At 37.9% G+C, this 24,599-nt stretch carries 22 protein-coding genes and 1 tRNA gene; 16 read left to right on the top strand and 7 right to left on the bottom strand.

Features of this window, described 5'->3' with window-relative positions; all coding sequences use genetic code 11:
• Positions 1-22 precede the first annotated feature (22 nt).
• The 6 genes from Q8S11_RS07975 to Q8S11_RS07950 all read left to right on the top strand — a co-directional run bounded on the left by Q8S11_RS07975 (position 23) and on the right by Q8S11_RS07950 (position 8,447).
• The gene (locus Q8S11_RS07975; RefSeq protein WP_305661557.1) at positions 23-3,247 is read left to right on the top strand and encodes a DUF1553 domain-containing protein; all 3,225 of its coding nucleotides are present in this window, start codon (positions 23-25) and stop codon (positions 3,245-3,247) included.
• A 2-nt stretch (positions 3,248-3,249) separates the two neighbouring features.
• The gene (locus Q8S11_RS07970) at positions 3,250-4,770 is read left to right on the top strand and encodes a DUF1501 domain-containing protein (RefSeq protein WP_305661556.1); all 1,521 of its coding nucleotides are present in this window, start codon (positions 3,250-3,252) and stop codon (positions 4,768-4,770) included.
• A gap of 219 nt (positions 4,771-4,989) precedes the next feature.
• The gene (locus Q8S11_RS07965) at positions 4,990-6,099 is read left to right on the top strand and encodes a twin-arginine translocation signal domain-containing protein (protein ID WP_305661555.1); all 1,110 of its coding nucleotides are present in this window, start codon (positions 4,990-4,992) and stop codon (positions 6,097-6,099) included.
• A gap of 3 nt (positions 6,100-6,102) precedes the next feature.
• Positions 6,103-7,434, top strand: coding sequence for a DUF2231 domain-containing protein (locus Q8S11_RS07960; RefSeq protein ID WP_305661554.1), 1,332 nt, complete (start codon positions 6,103-6,105; stop codon positions 7,432-7,434).
• Positions 7,435-7,493: 59 nt separating this feature from the next.
• On the top strand, positions 7,494-7,883 hold the full coding sequence (locus tag Q8S11_RS07955) for a hypothetical protein (protein ID WP_305661553.1): 390 nt from the start codon (positions 7,494-7,496) through the stop codon (positions 7,881-7,883).
• 174 nt (positions 7,884-8,057) lie between these two features.
• Positions 8,058-8,447 carry a hypothetical protein gene (locus Q8S11_RS07950; protein WP_305661552.1) on the top strand — a complete coding sequence of 130 codons (390 nt, stop codon included), beginning with the start codon at positions 8,058-8,060 and terminating at the stop codon, positions 8,445-8,447.
• 222 nt (positions 8,448-8,669) lie between these two features.
• Here Q8S11_RS07950 and Q8S11_RS07945 read toward each other — a convergent pair.
• The 6 genes from Q8S11_RS07945 to Q8S11_RS07920 all read right to left on the bottom strand — a co-directional run bounded on the left by Q8S11_RS07945 (position 8,670) and on the right by Q8S11_RS07920 (position 12,421).
• Positions 8,670-8,759 (bottom strand) — tRNA-Ser (locus Q8S11_RS07945).
• 108 nt (positions 8,760-8,867) lie between these two features.
• The gene (locus Q8S11_RS07940) at positions 8,868-9,860 is read right to left on the bottom strand and encodes a YihY/virulence factor BrkB family protein (protein WP_305661551.1); all 993 of its coding nucleotides are present in this window, start codon (positions 9,858-9,860) and stop codon (positions 8,868-8,870) included.
• 9 nt (positions 9,861-9,869) lie between these two features.
• A complete protein-coding gene (locus Q8S11_RS07935) occupies positions 9,870-10,277 on the bottom strand; it encodes a thioesterase family protein (RefSeq protein ID WP_305661550.1) in 408 nt (135 codons plus the stop codon).
• On the bottom strand, positions 10,277-11,356 hold the full coding sequence (mltG, locus tag Q8S11_RS07930) for an endolytic transglycosylase MltG (protein WP_371135136.1): 1,080 nt from the start codon (positions 11,354-11,356) through the stop codon (positions 10,277-10,279). Before mltG ends, Q8S11_RS07935 begins: the two co-directional genes overlap by 1 nt.
• Positions 11,353-11,670, bottom strand: coding sequence for a rhodanese-like domain-containing protein (locus Q8S11_RS07925; RefSeq protein ID WP_305661549.1), 318 nt, complete (start codon positions 11,668-11,670; stop codon positions 11,353-11,355). The genes mltG and Q8S11_RS07925 overlap by 4 nt, the downstream gene beginning before the upstream one ends.
• Entirely contained in the window at positions 11,657-12,421 is a 765-nt protein-coding gene (locus Q8S11_RS07920) for a PASTA domain-containing protein (RefSeq protein ID WP_305661548.1), read from the bottom strand. The genes Q8S11_RS07925 and Q8S11_RS07920 overlap by 14 nt, the downstream gene beginning before the upstream one ends.
• A gap of 404 nt (positions 12,422-12,825) precedes the next feature.
• Between Q8S11_RS07920 and Q8S11_RS07915 the strand changes: the two genes are divergently transcribed.
• Complete coding sequence (locus tag Q8S11_RS07915) at positions 12,826-13,821, top strand: D-alanine--D-alanine ligase (protein WP_305661547.1); 996 nt, start codon at positions 12,826-12,828, stop codon at positions 13,819-13,821.
• Here the strand turns inward: Q8S11_RS07915 and Q8S11_RS07910 are convergent.
• Complete coding sequence (locus Q8S11_RS07910; protein WP_305661546.1) at positions 13,818-14,240, bottom strand: thioesterase family protein; 423 nt, start codon at positions 14,238-14,240, stop codon at positions 13,818-13,820. The genes Q8S11_RS07915 and Q8S11_RS07910 overlap by 4 nt on opposite strands.
• 330 nt (positions 14,241-14,570) lie before the next feature.
• Between Q8S11_RS07910 and rpsO the strand changes: the two genes are divergently transcribed.
• The 9 genes from rpsO (at position 14,571) to Q8S11_RS07865 (ending at position 24,596) form a co-directional block, all read left to right on the top strand.
• Positions 14,571-14,849, top strand: a complete 279-nt coding sequence (gene rpsO / locus Q8S11_RS07905; protein WP_305661545.1) for a 30S ribosomal protein S15 — start codon at positions 14,571-14,573, stop codon at positions 14,847-14,849.
• A 123-nt stretch (positions 14,850-14,972) separates the two neighbouring features.
• A complete protein-coding gene (gene pnp, locus Q8S11_RS07900) occupies positions 14,973-17,120 on the top strand; it encodes a polyribonucleotide nucleotidyltransferase (protein WP_305661544.1) in 2,148 nt (715 codons plus the stop codon).
• A gap of 94 nt (positions 17,121-17,214) precedes the next feature.
• The gene (locus Q8S11_RS07895) at positions 17,215-17,397 is read left to right on the top strand and encodes a hypothetical protein (protein ID WP_305661543.1); all 183 of its coding nucleotides are present in this window, start codon (positions 17,215-17,217) and stop codon (positions 17,395-17,397) included.
• 6 nt (positions 17,398-17,403) lie between these two features.
• Positions 17,404-17,895, top strand: a complete 492-nt coding sequence (locus Q8S11_RS07890) for a nucleotidyltransferase (RefSeq protein ID WP_305661542.1) — start codon at positions 17,404-17,406, stop codon at positions 17,893-17,895.
• 54 nt (positions 17,896-17,949) lie between these two features.
• A complete protein-coding gene (rpe, locus tag Q8S11_RS07885; RefSeq protein WP_305661541.1) occupies positions 17,950-18,621 on the top strand; it encodes a ribulose-phosphate 3-epimerase in 672 nt (223 codons plus the stop codon).
• Positions 18,622-18,634: 13 nt separating this feature from the next.
• Positions 18,635-21,130 carry a TonB-dependent receptor gene (locus Q8S11_RS07880; protein WP_305661540.1) on the top strand — a complete coding sequence of 832 codons (2,496 nt, stop codon included), beginning with the start codon at positions 18,635-18,637 and terminating at the stop codon, positions 21,128-21,130.
• A gap of 86 nt (positions 21,131-21,216) precedes the next feature.
• A complete protein-coding gene (serC, locus tag Q8S11_RS07875) occupies positions 21,217-22,284 on the top strand; it encodes a 3-phosphoserine/phosphohydroxythreonine transaminase (RefSeq protein WP_305661539.1) in 1,068 nt (355 codons plus the stop codon).
• Positions 22,285-22,362: 78 nt separating this feature from the next.
• On the top strand, positions 22,363-23,319 hold the full coding sequence (locus tag Q8S11_RS07870; RefSeq protein WP_305661538.1) for a D-2-hydroxyacid dehydrogenase: 957 nt from the start codon (positions 22,363-22,365) through the stop codon (positions 23,317-23,319).
• A 41-nt stretch (positions 23,320-23,360) separates the two neighbouring features.
• Positions 23,361-24,596: a DUF1015 domain-containing protein gene (locus Q8S11_RS07865; protein ID WP_305661537.1), complete on the top strand. Its 1,236-nt coding sequence runs from the start codon at positions 23,361-23,363 to the stop codon at positions 24,594-24,596.
• Positions 24,597-24,599: the final 3 nt, after the last annotated feature.

Below are 24,599 nucleotides of genomic sequence, written 5' to 3'. Positions count from 1 at the left end.
ACCTTGTTAATCAGATCCTGTAATGAGTAATTTGAATAGATTATCCATTTTTATAGCCATAAAGCTTACCATTTTCTTCATGGTATCTTGCTCTCCCGACTTGCCAGAGGATGTTGAATTGGCATATACAAACCTCCCGGAGGAAGTAGATTATAATATCCATGTAAAGCCAATTCTTTCTGATAAATGTTTCTCCTGCCATGGTCCTGATAAGGCTAAGCAAGAGGCGGGACTGAGATTGGATATCGCATCTTTCGCATTTGATGATCTTCCTGAAAGTCCCGGAAAAGTTGCGATTGATCCCGGAGACCTGAATGGGAGTGAACTATTTCACAGAATCTTATCTGATGATCCTGAATACAAAATGCCTAATAAAAAGTCAAATCTTAGCCTTTCTCCAAAAGAAAAAGCAATTCTTATAAAATGGATAAAGGAAGGAGCAGAGTATAAACCTCACTGGGCTTTTGTAAATCCTGAAAAACCTGATATTCCGGATAATAAGGATGATAAATGGATAATTAATCCCATTGATAATTTCATTGGCAGAAGGCTTGAACTTGAAAAATTAAAGCCTTCCATGCAGGCAAAAAAGGAAATCTTGCTAAGAAGGCTTTCCCTTGACTTAACCGGACTTCCGCCAACACTTGCTGAAATAAATACCTTTTTAAAGGATAACTCTCCAAATGCTTATGAAAAGCAGGTGGATCGACTATTGAAATCACCTCATTATGGTGAAAAGATGGCCTTGAACTGGCTTGATCTGGCACGATTCTCAGATTCGCATGGCTATACAGTCGACAGACTCATCGACATGTCTCCCTATCGTGATTGGGTTATCAAGGCCTATAATCAGAACTTACCCTATGATAAATTTATACAATGGCAATTGGCAGGTGATCTGATGCCTAATGTCAGCAAGGAAATGCGGATCGCTACAGCATTTAACAGAATACATCAGCAAAATATGGAGGGGGGAATTATTGAGGAAGAATTCCAGACTGAGTATGTTATTGACCGTGTGAATACCACAGGAGTGGCGGTAATGGGTATTCCATTGGGTTGTGCAAGATGTCATGATCATAAATATGATCCCATTTCACAAAAGAACTATTATGAACTATATGGTTTCTTTAACAGAGTAAAAGAGGCCGGACAAATTTCATGGGATGATGCCATGCCTTCTCCAACCATGTTGCTGCCAACAGCACAGCAGGATAAGATCCTGAATTATATAAAAAGCAAAATTTCTAATCAGGAGAATATCTTAATAAAGACGAAAAGCGATTCGCGAATTGCATTTCAAAAATGGATTAAGGAAAAAAGGTATAAAGTCTTATCAACAGAACCAATTCCAAAAGAAGGATTGCAGGCACATTACAATTTTCCTGTTGCCTCCCTAAAGGCTGCCTATCCTGGGCCTTCAGGTAATACCCTAATTAGCTCATCAATTGATAAACCCGTCTTCGCAGACAGAAATAATGGTAAAGCATTAGTTTTAAACGGAGATCAGTGGTTTGAGTTGAAGAACGTTGGCGTGTTCAGAAAATCAGATCCCTTTAGCATAAATATTAGCGTATTTATTCCCAAAGATTTCAAAGAAGGGGTCTTGTTTCACAAATGTGTTTCAGAACGTTTGTATAATTTCAGGGGTTATCATTTGTATCTTAAGGATAACCGTCTGACAGTAAATATGTCGCATGCAGCACCTTCAAACGCTATTTCAAGAATAACTCAGAAACCTGTCATACGAAATCAATGGGTACAGCTTACCATGACTTATGATGGATCTGCGAAAGCCGGAGGACTGAAATTGTATGAAAATGGTGCAGAACAGAAGCTTGTTACAACGATGTGTCAGCTTAGTAAAGACATACTGATGTATTCTAAGGAACAGCCCGGATTGCAGATTGGAGCCTGGGATCGCGGACTCGGATTTAAAGGAGGGCAGGTGGATGATATCATGGTTTATAACCGTGAATTAACTGATTATGAAGTTAAGATTATTGGTAAAAAAGCTTCCTGGTCATCAGTCGTTAATAAAGAACCTGGTCAATTAACACAAGTTGAATTAGATCTGCTCAACAAATACTATACTTCTGTTCTTGATCCGGAAGTGAAATCAGAAGCAAGGAAATTACAAGCTATACGAACTGAGCTGGCGGATTCTGTGAATAAAATCAGGGAATTAATGGTTATGCAGGATTCGCCTCAGCCCAAAAAGACCTTCATTTTAAACAGGGGCAATTATGATAGTCCGGGGGAAGAGGTATTTCCCAATACACCGTCTTCTATTCTTCCTTTCCCTGATAATCTCCCAAAAAACAGATATGGTTTGGCTCTATGGTTAACAGATGACAAGCATCCGCTTACGGCAAGAGTTGCAGTAAACAGATACTGGCAAAACTTCTTTGGAACCGGCCTCGTTAAAACATCAGAAGATTTTGGGAATCAGGGTGAACTACCAAGTCATCCTGAATTATTGGATTGGTTAGCAATTAGCTTTAAAAAAAGTGGGTGGGATACAAAGAAATTATGCAAACTGATTGTTATGTCTGCTACTTACAGGCAGGATTCCAAAGCCAGTTCAGATGTGAAATTAAAAGATCCTGAAAACAGATTTCTTTCTCATGGACCATCACGTCGAATGGAGGCCGAAATGATACGGGATAATGCCTTAATGGCCAGTGGCCTACTCAATAATAGAATTGGAGGCAAGAGTGTTAAGCCTTATCAGCCCCAGGGTTTATGGGAAATTAATAATACAAGTTATACGGCCGATACCGGTGCTGCAGTTTACAGACGCAGTTTGTATGTTCTGGTTAAACGTTCTGTACCCAATCCCACATTAAATACCTTCGATGCGACAGAAAGAAGCTATTGTGTAGTACGCCGACAAAGCACTAATACCCCTTTACAGGCACTTGTTTTGTTGAATGATCCCACATTTGTTGAAGCATCAAAAGTTTTTGGTCAGCAAATAACCTCCTCAAATAACCAGTCAACTGCCATTATCGATGTTTACAGAAAACTAACCGGTATTAGTCCGGCGAAAGCAGAACTGAAATTATTACAATCCCTTCAAAATGAAGAACTTAAAAAATTCAGAGCAGATGTAAATAGAACTAAGGGCTGGCTTGCAGCAGGACAATTTAAAGTAAATAAAGATCTGGAGCCTGCAATGGTAGCTGCAAATGCAGTTTTGGCAAGTGTAATTTTAAATTCAGATGCAACTTTAACTAAGCGATAAGTATGAGCGATCATGATCATAAAGAACCTTTCAAATTAAATACACCTGAATTTGATCGTTTAAATAAAGGTTGGGACAGGCGTAATTTCCTGACCAAAACATCCCTGGGAATTGGTACATTGGCACTGAGCTCATTAATTGGGAAATCTGTATTGGGTGAATTGGCTGGTACCCTTGCAAATGAAAGTTCATCCGCAAGCCTGGAACAGGAAATTCTAAAGGCTTTACCACATTTCGCTCCCAAGGCAAAAAGAGTTGTCTATTTATTTATGAGCGGTGGACCATCTCAGTTTGAAACTTTTGATTACAAGCCTAAGCTTGTCGATTTATTCGGGCAGGAACTCCCTGATTCAATACGTCAGGGACAGCGATTAACTGGTATGAGTGGCAGTCAAAGCACATTGCCAGTCGTTCCTTCCATATTTAAATTTAATCAGCACGGCAATTCCAGAACCTGGGTAAGCGAACTCTTACCCCATACCGCCCAGGTTGTGGATGATTTATGCATAATAAAATCAATTCATTCGGAAGCAATAAACCACGATCCGGCATTAACGTTTTTTCAAACCGGGAATCAATTGCCCGGAAGGGCATCAATTGGTTCCTGGCTTAGCTATGGGTTGGGATCGGATAATAGCAATCTGCCGACATTTATTGTATTGGTTTCAAAAAATGCAGCTAAAGATCAGCCACTGTATGCTCGTTTATGGGGAAATGGTTTTCTGCCTTCTGAACATCAGGGAGTGCAGTTCAGGGCTGGTAAAGATCCGGTTCTGTTTCTGGATAATCCTGAAGGATATGAGGGAAAAGACCGGAAGGATATGCTTGAATATCTTAATAAATTAAATAAGCTTCAAAATGATGCATATGGCGATCCTGAAGTTGATGCCCGAATTGCACAGTATGAAATGGCTTATCGGATGCAGACATCCATACCTGAAGTGATGTCTACCGCAGATGAAACAGATGAGGTTTTTGACCTTTATGGCCCTGATAGCCGTGATCCCGGGACTTATGCAGCAAACTGTATTCTGGCGAGAAAATTATTGGAAAAGGATGTAAAATTTGTTCAGCTCTATCATCAGGGATGGGATCATCATGGTAATCTACCTGAAAATATGGTGAAACAATGTAAGGATACCGACCAGGCGACGGCTGCTTTTATAAAAGATCTGAAAAGGAGAGGATTACTGGAGGATACCCTTGTAATATGGGGTGGGGAGTTTGGACGTACAGTTTACTCTCAGGGAAAGCTATTGCCAACAAATTATGGCCGGGATCATCATCCGCGCTGCTTTACGATGTGGATGGCAGGTGCAGGTGTTAAAGCTGGGATCAGTTATGGTGAGACCGATGATTTTAGTTATAATATCGTAAAAGATCCGGTCCATGTACATGATTTTCATGCTACACTGATGCATATTATGGGAATAGATCATGAAAGACTCACTTATAAATTCCAGGGCAGACGTTTCCGTTTAACGGATGTGGAAGGAAAAGTGGTTAAAGATATTTTAAGTTAAGGTGATTTTGAAATATAAATATCTAACCACATAATTTGAATTATTTTATGCTTTAAAGGAAACATAGTTTGAAACTTTACATCGCATTTAGCTAAACTTCAAGGCTATCTGTGTCTATTAAATAGCTATGTTTCCCTGCCTGCCAGCAGGCAGGTATGTGGTTTTAAATATTATGTCGGGTTCACGTTACTATTATAAGCTAAAACTAAAATATAACATATGATTTCCAGAAGAAATTTTCTTAAGAATACAGGAATGGCAACTGCACTGAGTTTGGCCGGTACTGGAGCAGCTTTATCACACCCAATTGCAAATAATCTTTTCGAAGAAGATACAATAGGTCATGGCGATTTTAAATATAAAGTGGATAAAGCCTGGGCAAAGATAAGTGTAAACAGCAATCCGCTCTTTAATTGCCATGAAATGGTTCAGGATAGCAAAGGAAGGCTCATCATGCTTGGAGATCATACCCAAAACAATATTTTAATATTTGACAAATCAGGGAAACTGCTGGATAGTTGGGGAACAGCCTGGCCAGGAGGGCATGGTTTATCGATCAGCAAGGAAGGTGGGGAGGATTTTCTAATGATTGTGGATTGCGGATGGTATCAAAATAAATCAGGCGCATGGAACGCTCAGGCCGGACAGGTTATAAAAACTGATTTAAATGGAAGGATAATTTTTTCTATTGGGCACCCGAAAACAATTGGTGTTTACAAAGACGATGAAAAGTTTATGCCTACTGAAACAGCCATCGGACCCAATGGTGATATTTATCTTGCTGACGGTTATGGTTCTGACTATATTATCCAATACAACAGTAAAGGTCAATATATCAGGCATTTTGCCGGTAGAAAAAATGCAAATCCTGATTGGAATCTGCGTTGCGCTCATGGTGTGGCTATAGATTACAGAAACAAAAATAATCCGACCTTGATTTGTACTTCCAGAGAGGAAAATTGCTTTAAAGTATTTACACTGGATGGCAAATTTCTGCATCGCATTGATATGCCGGGGATGCATGTTTGCCGGCCGGTACTGGATGGAGAAAATTTGTATGCCGGAGTATGCTGGTCGAATGATGAGGCCGGTAAAATGATTGGAGGCAACAGTGGTTTTGTAACCATTTTAGATGCTTCAAATAAGGTTATTTCCAATCCGGGAGGAAATGCGCCCCTTTACAAAAACAATGTTCTGCAAGCTACGCTGCAAGCACCTGGTCAGATGTTTCAGCATTGCCATGATGTTTGTATCGATGAGGATAAAAACATTTATGTATGCCAGTGGAATGCAAATAATACAGCTCCTGTTAAATTAAGCCGGGTATAAGCAATGCTATTAGATATAGCCATTTTTACGGGTAGACTGCATCCACTGGTCGTTCATTTACCAATTGGATTCCTTTTACTGGCTACAGTATTTGAGTTGTTCTCCTATTCAAAGAAATATGAACACCTCAAAGCTTCAGTATCATTCACATTACTACTGGGCTTCATTTCTGCAGTATTGGCCTGTATTTTTGGTTATATCTTATCATTAAGTGGCGATTACGATAGCACTGCACTTAATGATCATAAAATTTCAGGTATTGCTTTGGCATTGATTTCTGGATTATTATTTCTGATAAGTGATGGAACATTCAAAAAATTACTATCAATTAAACGCTCTGCCTTTACCGCTCTATGTGTTTTAACCATGGCCCTGATGAGCTATACCGGGCATCAGGGAGGTACATTGACCCATGGTGCAGAATACCTGTCAATAGAGGTGCTGACCCAACAGGAAAGAATTAAACCTGCCAGTGTTGAACAGGCGATGATTTTTGAAGATGTTGTACATCCGATTTTAATCCAGCGCTGTTCCCAATGTCACAGAGCCGGTAAAATGAAAGGTGAGCTCTCTATGAAATCTATGGCTGATTTGCAAAAAGGAGGGAAAACTGGTCCGGCAATTGTCGCGGGTTCATTAAAGGAGAGTGAATTGTATAAGCGGATTACTCTGGATCCTGAACATGAGGATTATATGCCAACTGATGGAAAAACACCTTTGACCAAATCAGAAGTTGAAATCATTCAATGGTGGATTGAAAAGGGCAAGGCAGTTACTGGTAAAAGGATGTCTGAATTGGAAAATACCCAGTTAATTACTCCCTTCATTTCGAGCTATTTAAAAATTGGTGAAACTGGGATAAGTGATGAATCGGCCGATCCTGATTACCCTGTGTCTAATCCGGATATTCCGGTTTTTACTAACCTGAAATTACTGGATAGCCTTAGAAACAAGGGTTTGAATATCAGAGTAATGCAGCATAAACCGCTAAAGCTGGATATTACCCTGCCTGAAGGGAATGGCAAACAAATTGCTTTAATCAAACCCGGAATTAAATCAATCGCAAACAATGTGGTTTGGCTAAATTTATCAGGTAATAATCTGACTGATCAGGACCTTGATTTTTTGCCATTATTAATCAATCTTGAAAAGCTTCGACTTGAGAAAAATCCAGTTACTGATAAACTTATTCCGCTCATTGCTGATTTAAAACACCTCGAAGCTGTTAATTTAAATGAAACGGGTCTGAGTAGAGCAGGAGTGGAGCAATTGAAGAAGATGCCTTCTGTTAAAAGGGTTTATGAGTGGAAAATTGCCACTGTTGGAGATAAATAAATAGTTTTCTGATGGGAGGCTCTAATTTGCAAAGAATTAAATAAAATGTATATTGGATTATGAAACAAACCTTAACTCTCTTCTTACTTCTCATTGGGATTGCATCCTTCGCCCAAACAAAAATTGCAACAACAGATGCCTGGAAGCACATTGGGGATTCAGTACTAATCCAAGATCAGGTTTACTCTGTCAAAGTATTAGATAACGGGATGACAATGTTAAACCTTGGCGGTAACTTCCCAAATCATTTGCTCGTTGTTATGATACCAGCAAAATTAAATGCGTTGTTTCCCGGCAAGCCCGACGATGTAAATGGAAACATAATTACCATAACGGGGAAGCTAATCAACTATAACGGCAAGCCGGAGATTATCGTTAGTAATCAACTGCAAATTGAGTTTATACCCCTAGTTAAAGATAGTAAAGGCAAGCGACCTACAGGCGGTTAGATATAATTTAACTGTCCTAATGAAAAGAATATTGCTAATAATTCTGATTCTGCCAGCTTACGCAATGTCGCAAACCGGATACAAGAAGTTGCAGTCGCATACCTTACAGCTTAGATAAATTTGGGAATGAATAGCTATGGGACACACCTCTTTCTGGCGTAGACTATTTAAAGTATGGTTACTTTCCTATTCGATACCACAAATATCTCAAGCAAGGTAAGACGGATCATTACCTTGCCTGAAGGAAATGGCAAACAAATTGCTTTAATCAAACCCGGACTTAAATCAATCGCAAACAATGTGATTTGGCTAAATTTATCAGGTAATAATCTGACTGATCAGGATCTTGATTTTTTGCCATTATTAATCAATCTTGAAAAGCTTCGACTTGAGAAAAATCCAGTTACTGATAAACTTATTCCGCTCATTGCTGATTTAAAACACCTCGAAGCTGTTAATTTTAATGAAACGGGTCTGAGTAGAGCAGGAGTGGAGCAATTGAAGAAGATGCCTTCTGTTAAAAGGGTTTATGAGTGGAAGATTACTTCTGGAGGGGATGATTAAATTGATTCGGGAGGAGGCATTACGGTCGATCCAAAACAAAAAATATCCTTGGAGTATACATTTGAGAGTTGGGATTAGCTACGCTGTTCCCAGAGGGGGAGGCTATAGCCAAAATGCTGTCGCTTTCGCTCCTGGCATTTTTTATTTTAGCGCTTCCCGGAATACATTCCGGTCGCTCCAAAATAAAAAATGCCGTCCGCCTGTGGCGGACAGCATTTTGTCTGGCGGAGAGCTAGGGATTCGAACCCCAGGAACCTGTAACAGTTCAACAGTTTTCAAGACTGCCGCAATCGACCACTCTGCCAGCTCTCCGAGGGCAAAAGTACAAAACCGTGCTTAATCTGCAAACAAAAATCAGCTTTTTTGAATTATTAAAGATAACTCTCAGTAAGTGAGTAAGAAAGAGTGATAAATACCTCCTTATTTAGCTTTTTTTTCCAGTTTTTCTTCAACTGGCTGGTTCTTAAACCTGTTATAAACTGGCTGAACTATTTTAATGCTTCGTTTTGAAAGGTCTATACTGGCGTTTAATTCAAAGCCAATCAGAATGATAAGGGAATTAAGATACAGCCAGATCATCAGGACTAAAAGCGTTCCAATTGAACCGTATAATTTATTATAATTTCCAAAATTGTTAATATAATATGAGAAGCCCCAGAAGGTAAGGATCGCTAAAATCGTAGACATCCAGGAGCCAGCACTAAAAAATTTCCATTTTTTTGCATTTGCTGGCCCATATCGATATAGAAGTGCAATAGTGACAAAATAGAGGAGGATAATTATGGACCACCTAGCAAAACTAAGTATGTATAGCCATAATGAATCCTGGAAACCCAGTTCTGTTTTTAACAGATTTAGTATATACTCTCCAATAGTCATTACTACCAGAGCAAAAACCAAGGCAAATAAAATGAGTAAAGTAAGATACAGTGCCACTAGCCTTTGTTTTATCCATGACCTCGTTTCTATAATCAGGGAAGACTTATTAAATGCTTCCATCAGATTATGTACCCCGTTTGTTGAAAAGATTAGGGCGAATACAAAACCAAATGACAGAAGTTTTGAGTTTTGATTTTTTACAATATCGAAAAGGGTCGACTGTACTGCGGTATAAGCCTCAATGGGTAAAACAAGGGCTATCAAACTCATTAGCTGTTCCTGGAAGTTATCCATGGGAACGTAGGGAATCAGGGTAAAAAGGAAGATGATAGCAGGAAATATTGCCAGCATAAAACTGTAAGCAAGTGAAGATGCTTTATTGATGAGTTCATCTTTTCCTATCTCCTGAAAGAAAAATGAAGCTACAGTATATAGGGGCAGGGGACTAAATCCGGGCAGGATAATGGTTTTAGTCCGCTCAACCAATATAAAATAGGGTTTGAATCTCAATAGAATGTGGTGCAGCCAGATCATTTTTTATGCTTAATCAAAATATACACTGAGTTTCTCAAAAAATTCCTTAGATGGTAAACAGGGTTTTTTCTTTTCCTTGTCTATAAAAACGAGGGTAGTCTCACCCATATTGATTAAATCGTCACTTTCATCATATAGTTCATACCTGAAATGAATACGGAGAGAGGGCATTTTATCTATGATAACCTTTACAGTAATCTCCTCATCATATAATGCCGGTTTGATATACCTGCATTTTAATTCAGTAACCGGCATGATTATACCCGATTCTTCCATTGATTTATAGGTTAAACCTAAACTTCTAAGCATTTCTACACGACCCACTTCATAAAATTCGGCATAATTACCATAATACATGTATCCCATCTGATCTGTGTCAGCATATCTTACACGAATTTTTGTGATATGGCTAAACATTATTTCTTAATATTTCGCTCATTTAAAGCCTCTTGAAATTTCCTTGCATTTCTAAGGTGCTCCATTAAATTTGTTGCATAATTATGATATCCTGAAAAATCTTCCTTGGCACACATATAGATATAATCATGCTTTTCGAAATTTAAAACTGCATCGATTGCATTTATGCTCGGCATTGTAATCGGTCCGGGAGGTAGTCCTCTATTTAAATACGTATTGTATGGTGAGTTGATCCTCAAATGCTTATTCAGTACCCTGCGGATAGTGAAATCATTCGCCGCATATATGACTGTAGGATCGGCTTCGAGGCGCATGCCCTTTTGTAGCCTGTTCATATACAAACCTGCGATACGAGGCATTTCTGAATCATTCAAAGCTTCAGAATCAACTATAGATGCAAGGATACTTACTTCCGACTGGCTAAGATCAATTGCGGCTGCTTTAGCTTTGCGATCGGCATTCCAGAATTTCAAATACTCAGCATGCATCCTGATAAAGAACTTTTCTGCGGTCGAATTCCAGTAAATTTCATATGAATTTGGAATGAACATGGTATACACATTATCGGTATTAAAGCCATATTTCTGAACGAATGCGGTTGAATCCAAAAGCTTTGAAATCGATGCAGAATCGGTTTCAATCTTTTTAGATATCATTCCTGCAAGGGTGTATTTTAATCTGACATTTTGAAAGGAAATTTTTACCGGCTCCTGGTTACCGGCTTTAAGCATATTGATCAGAGAGCGGTTACTCATATCTTTTGTCAGGCGGTACCTTCCTGCCCTAACTTTGACCGGATAGTCCATGTTTTGAGCTGCATTCAGAAAAGAAAGTGTGTCTTTCACCATGTTTTCTGAGCTGATAATTGAATAGACGTCTTTAAAATCAGAACCCGTAGGTATAAAAAGATATTCTTTATTCCCTGTTACATTTGGCTTAAAATACTTGAGGTAGTAATTAATGCTGGTGCCTGCAAGTACAAGCACCAGCAGTGCAAGCATCGCAAAGAAAACCTTTGCTTTAAAACTTATCTTATTTGATTTTTTTGCTACCATTCTAAAACCTATTCTTATTTTCAATAATTTAATTTTCTCAGGGCCATAATCCCACCGAACAGATTTCTGACATTATTGAATCCATTCCTATGCAAAAACCTCCTGGCAGTTTCACTACGTAAGCCATGTTGGCAAATTACAATGACTTCCTTATTTTTCCACTCGTCCAAATCACCGGGCATTTTTAAAAGAATACCCAGAGGAATATTATGACCTCCAAAGTTAAATGTTTGAAATTCAAGCTCTTCCCTTACATCAATGATCATAAAAGGTAGTGGCTCAATATTTCGCTTTATGAACTCAAACGGACTAATATCTGTTTTCTTAAATTCCTCCACCCAAAACTACATCAATGGGTGTTCCAATACTAACCTTACTTAGCGTATCGCTAATGGCAGGAAATTGTTTGATAACCCTGGAATTTACAGTATCTGATGTACCTTCAAAGCTAACATTACCTAAGGTCAGGGATGATCCCATGATAGCCATTTTGGCTTCACTGAGGTCTAAACCAAGTAAATTTGGTATATCCACTTCGCTGGCACCCAAGCCATCGCCTAAAATGAGGTTTATACTGGAGCCTTTAGGAATGGACTGTCCTTTTGTAATTGTATTACCTCCAAAAATTGCTTCTAAAAGTACATCTTTCGCTACATCTGATCTGTAGGTAGTATCGCCAACTTTTAACTGATAATTATTAAGAATGGACCGAACTTCAAGAAATGTTCTTCCCAGGATGTCAGGGAATTTAATATTAGGTGCGTCTCTGGTAATGATCAGATAAATAGTGCGGTTTGTTTTAACATTAGTATTTGGGTCAGGATCTTGTTCCACAACCATACCAGGTTGCTGATCGATCAGGAAAATTGAATCATTTATCTGATATCTTAAACCCTTATCTTCCAGTAATTCTACCGCTTTTTCAATCGTTAAACCCTTTAGTTTTGGAACCGGCATGCCTTCACCATGATGTGTATAAAATCCCAGGCTATAAAAGATGACTATTAGGAAGATTAAAATGGATCCTGTTGCTATAATGAGGTTTTTCCGAAATGTTTTTGTACGTAAATAGTCAATAAATTTGCTCATTATGATCTGCTTATAGTGTAATTATCGGGTAGATGCCTGAAAAAGAGACATATATTTATTCATTCTTCAGATTTCTCAGATTGGTTAATTGCAATTATCCTCAAAAATAATTATTAGTTCGGCATTAACGAAGATAATTTTTAGCATGACTATTATTCCATTGTTTTAAAATTTATCTTTGAAACCAGGAAATTTCATGATTTTGATTTGAGCAGATTAAAATTTTGTTTGAATAAGAACGCTTATTCCAGGAAATATGATTCAAAATGTTTCGTGTTTCTGACCTGACAATATCACTAATAAGAAACCTGCATGAGCCTAGCTGCCGAAGGCGGGCTTACCAGTAATTAAGGCAGGAATGATAGCATATTAATCCCGCACATGCAGGAAAAAAAAATACACTAATGAAAAAAACAATTGCCCTGGTTACAGGTGGATTTACTGGTGAATCAGTAGTTTCTTTTAAGAGCGCAAATTTCGTTGAAAGCAAGATTGACAGAAACAAATATGATGTCTTTAAAATAGTGATTTTAAAGGATGAATGGTATTATTCCGATAGCGGCTCTGCAAAGCATGTTGTAGATAAAAATAATTTTTCCATTACGATTGGCGGAACAAAAATTGTTTTTGATCTCGCTTTTATTATGCTTCATGGTTCTCCGGGCGAAGACGGTAAGCTTCAGGCATATTTTGACTTGATGAATATCCCTTACACCAGCTGCGATGCGCTGACATCTGCCTTAACAATGAATAAAGCTTATTCTAAGGCCATTGTTGATGGCATTAAAGACCTGCATATTGCAAAGTCGGTCCAGTTATTTGATGACTCATCCGCTGCTGGCCAGCATCTCCTTGATTTGCTTGTACTACCCTTATTTATAAAACCGAATAATGGTGGAAGCAGTATTGGAATGAGTAAGGTTAAAACCTCTGATGAATTAGCTGATGCACTTGTTAAAGCTTTTAATGAAGATAGTCAGGTATTGGTAGAGGAATTTATACAAGGCAGGGAATTTTCAATTGGAGTATACAATGGACATCAGGGAATTCGTGTATTACCAAGTACTGAGGTGATTCCTTCCAATGATTTTTTTGATTTCGAAGCAAAATATACACCTGGTGCTACAGAAGAAATAACTCCCGGTAGAATGTCAGAAGAAGAAAAGGAAAGGGTAGAACGGATCGTTTCTGATATATATCATAAACTGAACTGCAGGGGTATGGTTCGTATAGATTACTTCCTTCAGGATTTGAGTTCCGATTTTTATTTTATTGAAATCAATACAATTCCGGGACAAACCGAGCAGAGTTTTATTCCGCAGCAGGTAAAGGCTGCCGGACTTGATATTACTGAATTCTATGGTGAACTGATAGAAATGGCTCTTGCAGGCAAAGGCTAGATAGAATAAGTCAGAATCATTTCTTCGGATACTTTTACACTTTTGCCGTCAGCAATATTGATCATAACATAGTCAAACCAGCCGTCGCAAGCAACTTTTCCGGTTTTAGTAATTTTGATCTCAAATTTTACCCTGCAACCTTTTGAGTTGATTGTTTCTATTCCTGTTTGTACTGTAAATGTGTCACCAAGGCCAAGTGCTCTTTTATAATCCACAAATGCTGACCTGACAACCCATCCCAAACCCATCTTTAGGAAGTCTTCCATAGGCATTTTATAACAAGTTTCCATTTGTTCATACCTGGCTGCCAACACATAATCAAAATAGGTGCTGTTATGAACATGATTAAACATATCAATATCATCAGGCCTGACTTTGAACTGAGATATAAAACTGCTGTATTTTGGCTTTGATTCCATGTTGCGAAATTCGGGCAATTATGTGAGAAAAGGAAATGATTTGATTGTTAGAAGTTGGTAATTGGTTTGTTAGTTGCTGGTTTGTTAGTGATTTTATGATTCATTGAAAATAAGAGATATTAGTTAAAATTTAGACACTAACACAATTTATAGATGTCAAGGCGATAGAAAATTGTCGCTATAACTACATTATTTCCAATTTAGTAGAATTTACTAACAAACCAACTACTAACAACTAACAAACTAATTCATATTTGCAATTAACCTTTCATTACCCTATCTTTGCAAGCAATTAAAATAATTATAAACCACTTTAATATTATTCAGGTAATGTATTTAAGTACAGAGTACAAGGCAGACATTTTTGCCAAACACGGAAAAGGTGCAACAGACACCGGTTCTGCAGAGGGTCAGGTAGCATTATTTACCGCTCGGATTGCTCATTTAACGGGGCATTTGAAACAAAATAAGAAGGATTTTTCTACACAACTATCCCTTCAGAAATTAGTAGGTAAGCGCCGTGCAATACTTGCATATCTTTACAAAAAAGATATCAACAGGTATCGTGCAATTATCAAAGCATTAGAGTTAAGGGATATTATAAAATAAACTTAGCAAAATCATGCGAAGCCATCCTCTTATTTGTAGGATGGCTTTTTTTCTTTCAAAAAATAAAATCAAAATAAAAGAAGATGTGCTCAAAAGAGGAAAAGTACATCGCCATTAAATCAAATGAGTTATAACGCAATTAAAAAAACCTTCGATCTGGGCGATGGCCGTATGATCGAAATCGAAACCGGAAAACTAGCCAAACAAGCTGATGGATCTGTTGTTGTAAGAATGGGTGATACCATGCTTTTAGCTACCGTAGTATCTACTGTTGGTGCTAAGCCTGGAACTGATTTTTTACCATTATCAGTAGATTATCAGGAGAAATATGCTTCTACAGGACGTATCCCGGGTGGATTTTTACGTCGTGAAGCCAGATTATCCGATTATGAAGTACTTATTTCACGTCTGGTAGATCGTGCTTTACGTCCGATGTTCCCTGAAGATTATCATGCTGACGTACAGGTGATGATCTCATTGATCTCTGCCGACAAAAATATTATGCCTGATTGCCTTGCAGGTCTTGCAGCATCTGCAGCAATTGCTGTTTCAGATATTCCTTTTAATGGTCCTATCTCTGAAGTCCGTGTTGCTAGAATTGATGGTAAACTGGTTATCAATCCTTATCTGAGTGACCTTGAACGTGCAACTATTGATCTTTTAGTTGCCGGTACAGAGCATGATATCGTGATGGTTGAAGGTGAAGGTGATGAAATTTCTGAAGAAGAAATGGTAGAAGCAATCGAGTTTGCGCACAAAGCAATTATTATTCAGGTTCAGGCTCAAAAAGAACTTGCTATTCTGGTTGGAAAAACCGAAAAGCGTGTTTACAGCCATGAAATCCATGACCTTGATTTGAAGGAAAAGGTTTTTGCAGCAACCTACGATAAAGTATATGCTATTGCCAAATCAAAATCTTCTAAGCATGATCGCAGCGATAAATTTACTGAAGTAATTAATGGGTTTATCCTTGATTTAGGTGAGGGAGTTGAAGAAATTACTATTTCACTGGCAAAAAAATACTTCCATGATGTGCAATATGATGCAATCCGTAACCTGGTCTTAGATGAAGGGATTCGTTTAGATGGGCGGGATTCACGCACTGTACGCCCGATTTGGTCAGAAGTTGGTTATTTGCCAACTGCCCATGGTTCTTCTATTTTTACCCGTGGTGAAACACAATCGCTAACAACAGTAACTCTGGGTGCTAAGTCTGATGAGCAATTAATTGATGGTGCATTCTTCAACGGTTACCAAAAATTCTTATTACACTATAATTTTCCGGCTTTCTCTACTGGTGAGGCTCGCCCTAACCGTGGAACCGGCCGTCGTGAGATCGGACACGGAAATCTGGCCATGCGTTCCTTAAAAAAGGTATTGCCTGGTGACGATAATCCTTACACGATCCGTATAGTTTCAGATATTTTGGAATCAAATGGTTCATCTTCTATGGCTACGGTTTGTGCAGGTACACTTGCGCTGATGGATGCCGGTATTAAGATCAAATCACCGGTTTCAGGTATTGCTATGGGATTGATCTCTGATGAAAAAACAGGCAAGTACGCAATTTTGACTGATATTCTCGGTGATGAAGATCATTTGGGCGATATGGACTTTAAAGTAACCGGTACTGAAAAAGGTATTGTTGCTTGTCAGATGGACTTAAAAATTCATGGTTTAAAGTGGGAAGTATTGACTGCTGCTTTAAAACAGGCCAATGAAGCCCGTCTTCATATCTTAAATGAGATGAAAAAGACCATGGCTGCTCCACGTGAGGATTATAAACCACATGCTCCACGTATTGTTACCCTGAAAATTGATAAAGAATTCATTGGTGCAATCATTGGCCCTGGTGGTAAGATCATTCAGGAAATGCAACGTGAAACAGGTGCTACTATCGCTATCGAAGAGAAAGATAACTTAGGTATCATTCAGATCTTTGCTGATAATAAAGAAGCAATCGACAAAGCTGTTAGCCGTATCAAAGCAATCGCTTCAAAACCAGAAGTTGGCGAGATCTATGAAGGTAAAGTAAAAACAATTATGCCTTTTGGTGCATTTGTTGAGATTATGCCTGGTAAAGATGGTCTGTTGCATATTTCAGAGATTGACTGGAAACGTTATGAAACAATGGATGGAGTGCTGAATGTGGGTGATATCGTTCAGGTTAAGCTTCTTGAAGTAGATAAGCAGGGTAAATTAAAACTTTCACGTAAAACTTTATTGCCAAGACCTCCGCGTCCTGAGGATTCAAAACCTGCAGCTGAATAATTTATAGAATTTAATTCTTTAAAAACCTGTCTTGCTTCGGCATAGACAGGTTTTGTATTTTAAGCCTGATTTATTAAATTGCATTTATCAGATTATGAAAAAGCAAGAAAAACATATCATGGAGGAACCTTCACCTGATTATGAAAAAGCTGAACTGGATTTACTAAAAACAGCTTTGAAACGATCCTATACAGAGCGATTTCATACTATGACCAAACTTATGAAAATGAATATCATGTTCAGACAAGCTCAGATAAAGCATAAACCTTCCCATTAATTTATTATGGATGTGTTCGACGAAGAATTGCTTCGTTTTTGGAAAATTGCTAATCAGCTAAATCTACAATATATCATGATAGGGGGTGTTGCTACGAACCTCCATGGCTATCAGCGAACTACAGAAGATATTAACCTGTGGATTAAAGATACACAACAGAATAAAGTTATATTAAAGGATGTGTTCCGTGAGTATGGAATGGGGGACTTTAAAACATTACCGGATATGCAGTTCATTCCTGGATGGACATACTTTCACCTTGATAATGGGCTTAGGCTTGATATAATGACTTCAGTTAAGGGCCTGGATAATTCAAACTTTGACTCATTGCTAATATCTGCATCTATTGCGACCATCTATGGGGTCGAAATACCATTTCTGCATTTAAATGCACTGATTATAACAAAAAAAGCAGCTAATAGACCTAAGGATCAACTTGACCTGATAGAACTTGAAAGAATTAAGAAAATCATTGAGGAAGAAGGCTCCAAACAATAATCATATAGCTGCCATTAAAACTGAATATTGTAATACAATTTGTAATTTTGTAATATGAAACACCTTATAGCCCCTTCCGTTTTATCTGCTGATTTTGCAAACCTGCAAACTGATATAGAAATGATTAACCGCAGTCAGGCTGATTGGTTTCATATTGATATAATGGATGGTGTATTTGTTCCAAATATTTCATTCGGATTTCCGGTATTGAAAGCTATTCAAAAGCATGCCAGTAAACCCCTGGATGTACATCTGATGATTGTTGATCCGGATCGTTATCTGCTGGATTTTAAAAAAGCGGGTGCAGAAAATATTACTGTTCATATCGAAGCCTGTACACATCTGCATAGAACCCTTCATGCAATAAAAGATCTTGGCTGCAGGGCTGGAGTTGCAGTAAATCCACATACACCGGTAACATTACTTGAGGATATTCTAGAGGATATTGACCTGATTTGTCTGATGTCGGTCAATCCCGGTTTTGGCGGACAAAAGTTCATTGAAAATACTTATAAAAAAATACGTACTCTCCGCTCGATGGCTTCAGGCAGAAATGATACCTTATTAATTGAAATAGATGGTGGTGTATCTAATCAGAATGCCCTGAAATTAATTCATGCGGGAGCCGATGTGCTGGTTGCAGGTAATGCTGTATTTTCTGCTACGGATCCAATTTCAGAGATCTCCGCTCTTAAAAATCTTAATCCAGAATTAATAGGTTCATGACTATCATGTTAATGTGAAGCAGGAAAATCTATCATCAGCTAAATTCTTCACTATCAAGCCGAATAGGAGGGGGAAATCTTCTCTTTCAATTTCAATATTTCCGATTCTTATTCTATTCTTAATTTCTGATTCACTTTGGGCTCAGGAATATGGCAGTATTAAAGGTTTGATCACGTCTGAAAAGGGAGAATTATTAAGTGGTGTTACTGTGCAGGTTCTAAATACCCGATTAATCACACAATCTAATAGGGAAGGCGAGTATAAGCTGGAAAATGTTCCTCTCAGCACAAGGCTTTTATTCAGTCGTCTGGGCTACAAAAATCAGCAATTAGTTCTGGGATTAATTGCCGACACTGAAAATATTCAAAATATTATACTAATATCTGACATACAAGCACTTGATGAAGTTTACATAACTGAAAGGTTTAATACAAGCAATTTGAAAACCATTGATGCTGCAGCCTTCAATGTTTATCCACAAACTTCTGGTAGTTTTGAGAATTTTATAAAAAGTATGCCCGGAGTTTCAGGAAATAATGAATTAAGTTCTCAGTATTCAGTAAGGGGAGGAAATTTCGATGAAAATCTAATCTATTTAAATGATATAGAAATTTACCGGCCTATGCAAATTTATACCGGTCAGCAGGAGGGACTGGGGTTTATCAATCCCAATCTTGCAAGCAGTACAAGATTTTCGGCTGGTGGTTTTGAAGCCAGATATGGGGATAAAATGGCCTCAATTCTTGATGTGAGGTATAGTAAACCTGATTCATTATCGCTTGATGCTCAAATTGGATTTCTTTCCAGTTCAGCAGCCCTAAAAGTTCCATTCAAGAATAGTTATATCCTTGCAGGAGTTAGAAATAAAAAAAACCAGAGTCTGCTTGGAACACAAAACCTTGATGGGGATTACATTTCAGGTTTTTCTGATTATCAGTTTTTGTTCAGGCATGACTTAGGTTCAAAATTAAATTTATCGGTTTTTGGAAATTATAATAAGGGAGATCTGAACATCAGCCCTAACCGTCGTTTAACTGAGTTCGGAACATCCGATGAAGTCTTAAGGCTGAATGTAAATTACGACGGAAAGGAAAACAGTGAGTATAAATCTCTTATGGCTGCAATAACTCTGGCCTATAATGCATCAAATTCTTTAAATTTTAAATGGATTAGTTCATTTTCAAGTATCAACGAACAAGAAAAGGTAGATCTCCTTGGCTGGTACGCATTCAATGAAAAAAATGGAGGATTAGACCCTGGAAATACCGGTTCATTTCTGGGATTGGGCTCGAATCACACTTACAGAGATAACTTTTTGAATACAATGATCCTGAATACCGAATTCAGAATGTACAAACAGGTAAGGAAATCATTCATTGAAATGGGAATCCGGTTTCAGGCTGATAGAATAAAGGATAAAATTGAGGAATTTAACGGAGTAGATACAACTGGTTATTCATTAAGAACTTCCGGCAACTGGAATTTTTCGGAAATAATTAACCATCAGCATATTCAGGAGATTGGCAGGATAAGCGGATTTATTCAAAATACATTCAATTTTAGGTCTAACCTGACTATGGCAGCAGGTATCAGGGCTAATTACAATTCTTATTCAAATGAAAATCTGATCAGTCCGCGTGTTTCCTTAATTTATTCACCAGGGTATACCGATAATTTTCATATCAGGTTTTCAATTGGGGCATACGCACAGTCGCCATTTTACAGGGAGATAAAAAGATACGATGGCAGCCTTAACCCTGATGCCCGTGCCCAACGCTCATATCATATCATCACAGGGACTGATTATGAATTTAATGGTTTGGGTACAAGATTAAAGTTCAGCACTGAACTATATTATAAAATGTTAAGCCGGATTACACCTTATAAGATTGAGGATCTCAATATCCGTTACCTTTCTGAAAGCAACGCTAAAGGTTATGCAACTGGTGCTGACTTAAGTCTGAGCGGGAATTTTGCAGGTGACCTTTTATCAACTTTCAGATTTTCAATTATGCAGACTAAAGAGGACATTAAGAATGACTCTTATCAGACCACCGACAATACCGGGAATCAGATGACCATCTACCCGGGCTATTTAAAACGTCCTTCAGACCAGTTATTTAATATTGGAATGATGTTTCAGGACAGACTAATGCAGAATCCAACTTACAAAGTACACCTTAATTTGATTTATTCTTCTTCACTTCCTACAGGCCCTCCTGGACCAGATAGATTTACAGACTTATTTAAAATTCCCGATTATAAGCGGGTGGACATCGGTTTTTCAAAAGATCTGGCTGATCCTTTGAGCAGGAAAGCTTCAGTCTTTGTAAAAAAGTATTTTCAATCCCTCAGCCTTCATGCTGAACTATTCAATCTTTTAAATTTTAAAAACACAGCCTCCTATCTTTGGTTAAACGACAAAAATGCCAATCAATATGCTGTGCCAAATTATCTGACATTCAGAAAACTCAATTTCAGGGTTATTGCTAAACTCAAAAGCAGATAAAGTATAAATTTCAATGTCAATAAGGGTTTAAAATCCTCCCGTGTCTCAAATTATTGTCTTATTTTTGGGCAATAAATTTAAAAATTATGATATACAATTTTGGTGCAGGTCCTTGCATCCTGCCTCAGGAAGTTTTTAAACAAGCCTCACAGGCAGTTCTGGAATTTAATGGTACCGGTTTATCAATTTTAGAGATATCACACCGTACCCCGGAGTTTGAGGCTGTTGTAGAAGAAACCGTCCGTTTAATTAAGGAACTTTTAAATGTACCAGAAGGTTATTCTGTTATATTATTACAGGGTGGGGCCAGTTTACAATTTTCAATGGTTCCGATGAACTTACTTGGTGAGGGTCAGACAGCTGCCTACCTTGATACAGGAGTATGGGCTTCAAAAGCATTGAAGGAAGCAAAGATTTTCGGAAATGTAAATGTTGTGGCATCATCAAAAGACCAGAATTATACTTACATACCTAAAGACATCGTAATTCCAAAGGATTCGGCCTATTTCCATTTCACCTCAAATAACACCATTTATGGTACTGAATTATTTGAAGTTCCAAAAACAAATGTTCCTGTGGTTTGTGATATGTCTTCCGATATATTAAGCCGGGTGATCAATGTGTCAGAGTTCGATTTGATCTATGCCGGTGCACAGAAAAATATGGGTCCTGCAGGTGTTACAGTAGCAATTGTTAAGAATGATATTTTGGGCAAGGTTGACCGTAAAATTCCATCGATGCTTGATTACAAAGTCCAGATTGATGGCGAATCAATGTACAATACCCCACCGGTGTTTGCGATATATGTTTCGATGTTAAATCTTAGATGGTTAAAATCTAAAGGAGGAGTTGCTGAAATTGAAAAGGAAAATATTTCTAAATCAGAAGCACTTTATAAAGAAATTGACCGTAATCCATTATTTAAAGGAACTTGCAGAGTGGAAGACCGTTCAAGAATGAATATCTGCTTCGTAATGGAAAACCCTGAACTTGAAAAGCCTTTCCTGAAGTTTGCAGAAGATCGCGACATCATTGGCATTAAAGGGCATAGAAGTGTTGGTGGTTTCCGTGCATCGATTTATAATGGTTTGCCGATAACCAGCGTTCATGTATTAATTGATGCTATGCAGGATTTTGCTGAAAAACATCGATAACGCAATAATTTGTATCCTGATGGGCAGTTTACTTTCATTTTTCATTAATAAACATTTGCAAATTAAAATTTAAATTTTATGTTTCGTATACTCGCCAACGATGGCATTGACCCAATAGGTAAAGAATTATTAGAGAAAGCGGGATTTCAGGTAGATACCACTCATATTCCACAGGATCAGCTTTCTGAAGGCCTAAAAAATTATGATGGCATCACTGTTCGAAGTGCTACAAAAGTTAGAAAGGAGTTGATTGATGCTTGTCCTAATATTAAACTGATTGGCCGGGGTGGAGTTGGTATGGACAATATTGATGTTGATTATGCAAGAAGTAAAGGACTTGCTGTTGTAAATACCCCTGCAGCATCTTCCCTTTCAGTTGCTGAGCTTGTTTTTGCACATTTATTTACTGGTATCCGTTTTCTTCAGGATTCAAACCGTAAAATGCCAGTTGAAGGAAATACTAAATTCAACGATCTAAAAAAAGCCTATGCTAAAGGCATAGAACTTAGAGGTAAAAAAATTGGAATCATAGGATTCGGCCGGATTGGACGTGAAACTGCCAAAGTTGCACTAGGCCTGGGAATGGAAGTTCTTGCCTATGATCTTTTTGAAATTCCTAATGAATTAGAAGTAATTATTGGAACTGATATTCGTGTAAATTGTCCAATAAAGGTTGTATCGGTAGAGCAATTAATTAAAGAATCAGACTTTATCAGCCTACATGTGCCATTCTCTGAAAAACCTATTTTAGGCCAGAAAGAGTTTGAATCAATGAAAAATGGGGTAGGTGTAGTCAATTGTTCACGTGGCGGAACAATTGATGAAGATGCCCTGATACAGGCCTTAAATTCAGGAAAATTGGCATTTGCCGGTTTAGATGTATTTGACAACGAACCAAGTCCTCGTCAGGATCTTTTGACCCATCCAAAAGTGTCTTTAACGCCACATATCGGGGCTTCTACCAACGAGGCCCAGGAGCGGATTGGAACCGAACTGGCCAACCTTATTATTGACTTTTTTAAATCAGTCAAATAAGTCTATTTTACAGGTTTGATACAGCTGTTAATATAAATTAAATGCCAAAAATCAAACCTTTCAGGGGAATACATCCTGGTAAAAACTTTGCCGGGAAGGTTGTACTCAATATGGAGAATTTAAGCCTTAGTGATGCTAAGCTTATCCGGCAGAAAAATCCATATTCCTATGTGAATATGCTTGTTCCAAAGCTGGATAACCATTTTTTATTGGGTTCTAAAAATGAATTAGCCTATAAAAAAATTAACGAGAATTTTGAAGATTTTATTGATAATGGTATTCTTGTAAAAGATCCGGAACCCTCAATTTATATCTATCAGATCAATCATGAAGGCTATTCTCAAACCGGTATCTGGACTACTACCTCAATAGATGATTATCTGAATAATGAAGTTAAAAAACATGAACTAACCAGGGCCGACAGGGAACAAGCGCTTATCAACTATTTGCAACAAACCGGAATAGATGCAAATCCGGTCTTAATTACCTACAGGGCAGTTCCACAGATTGAGCGTATTTTAGCTGATACTGTCCAGAGTAAACCGGATATAAGTTATTCAAAAGGAAATTCTGAACATAACCTGTGGATTATTAATCAGAAAGATGTTATTGATTCGATTGTATTTGCATTTGCAGACCTTCCCGCGACATATATTGCTGATGGACATCATAGAGCTGCTGCAGCCTCATTATATGGTATACAGCGTCGCAAATTAAATTTAAAGCATAGGGGAGAGGAAGATTATAATTTCTTTACATCGGTCTATATGAGTACAGATCAATTAAGAATCTATGGATTTAACCGCTTGATAAAAGATTTAAAGGGTCTTTCTGTACCCGATTTCCTTAAGAAACTGGAATTGTATTTCAATATCACAGCTTCTGAAAAAGTGGTTGTTCCTGAAAACAGACATGAGTTCGGAGTATACCTGGCAAAAAAGTGGTATCTGATCCGATTGAAACCTGAATTTTTAAGAAGTGAAAGCCCGGTTGAAGAACTTGATGTCAGCATACTTCAGGAGTACATATTTTTAAGGATACTAAATATCTCAGATCCACGTACAGATCCTTCCATTGATTTTATGGCTGGGCCATTACCAATTAATGATTTGATTAGTAAAGTTGATCAGAATACATTTGCACTTGCTTTTATATTGTATCCAACAAGCATTGATCAGCTGATTCGGGTTGCAGAGGAAGGAGAGGTAATGCCGCCTAAATCAACCTGGTTTGAACCTAAATTTGATGTAGGACTATTGATACATCATATCAACTAGGTT

It is taken from the genome of Daejeonella sp., from assembly GCF_030695525.1.
Lineage (GTDB): Bacteria > Bacteroidota > Bacteroidia > Sphingobacteriales > Sphingobacteriaceae > Daejeonella.
Note: the sequence above shows the minus strand (reverse complement) of the source record. Positions and strands in the feature narration are given on the sequence as shown.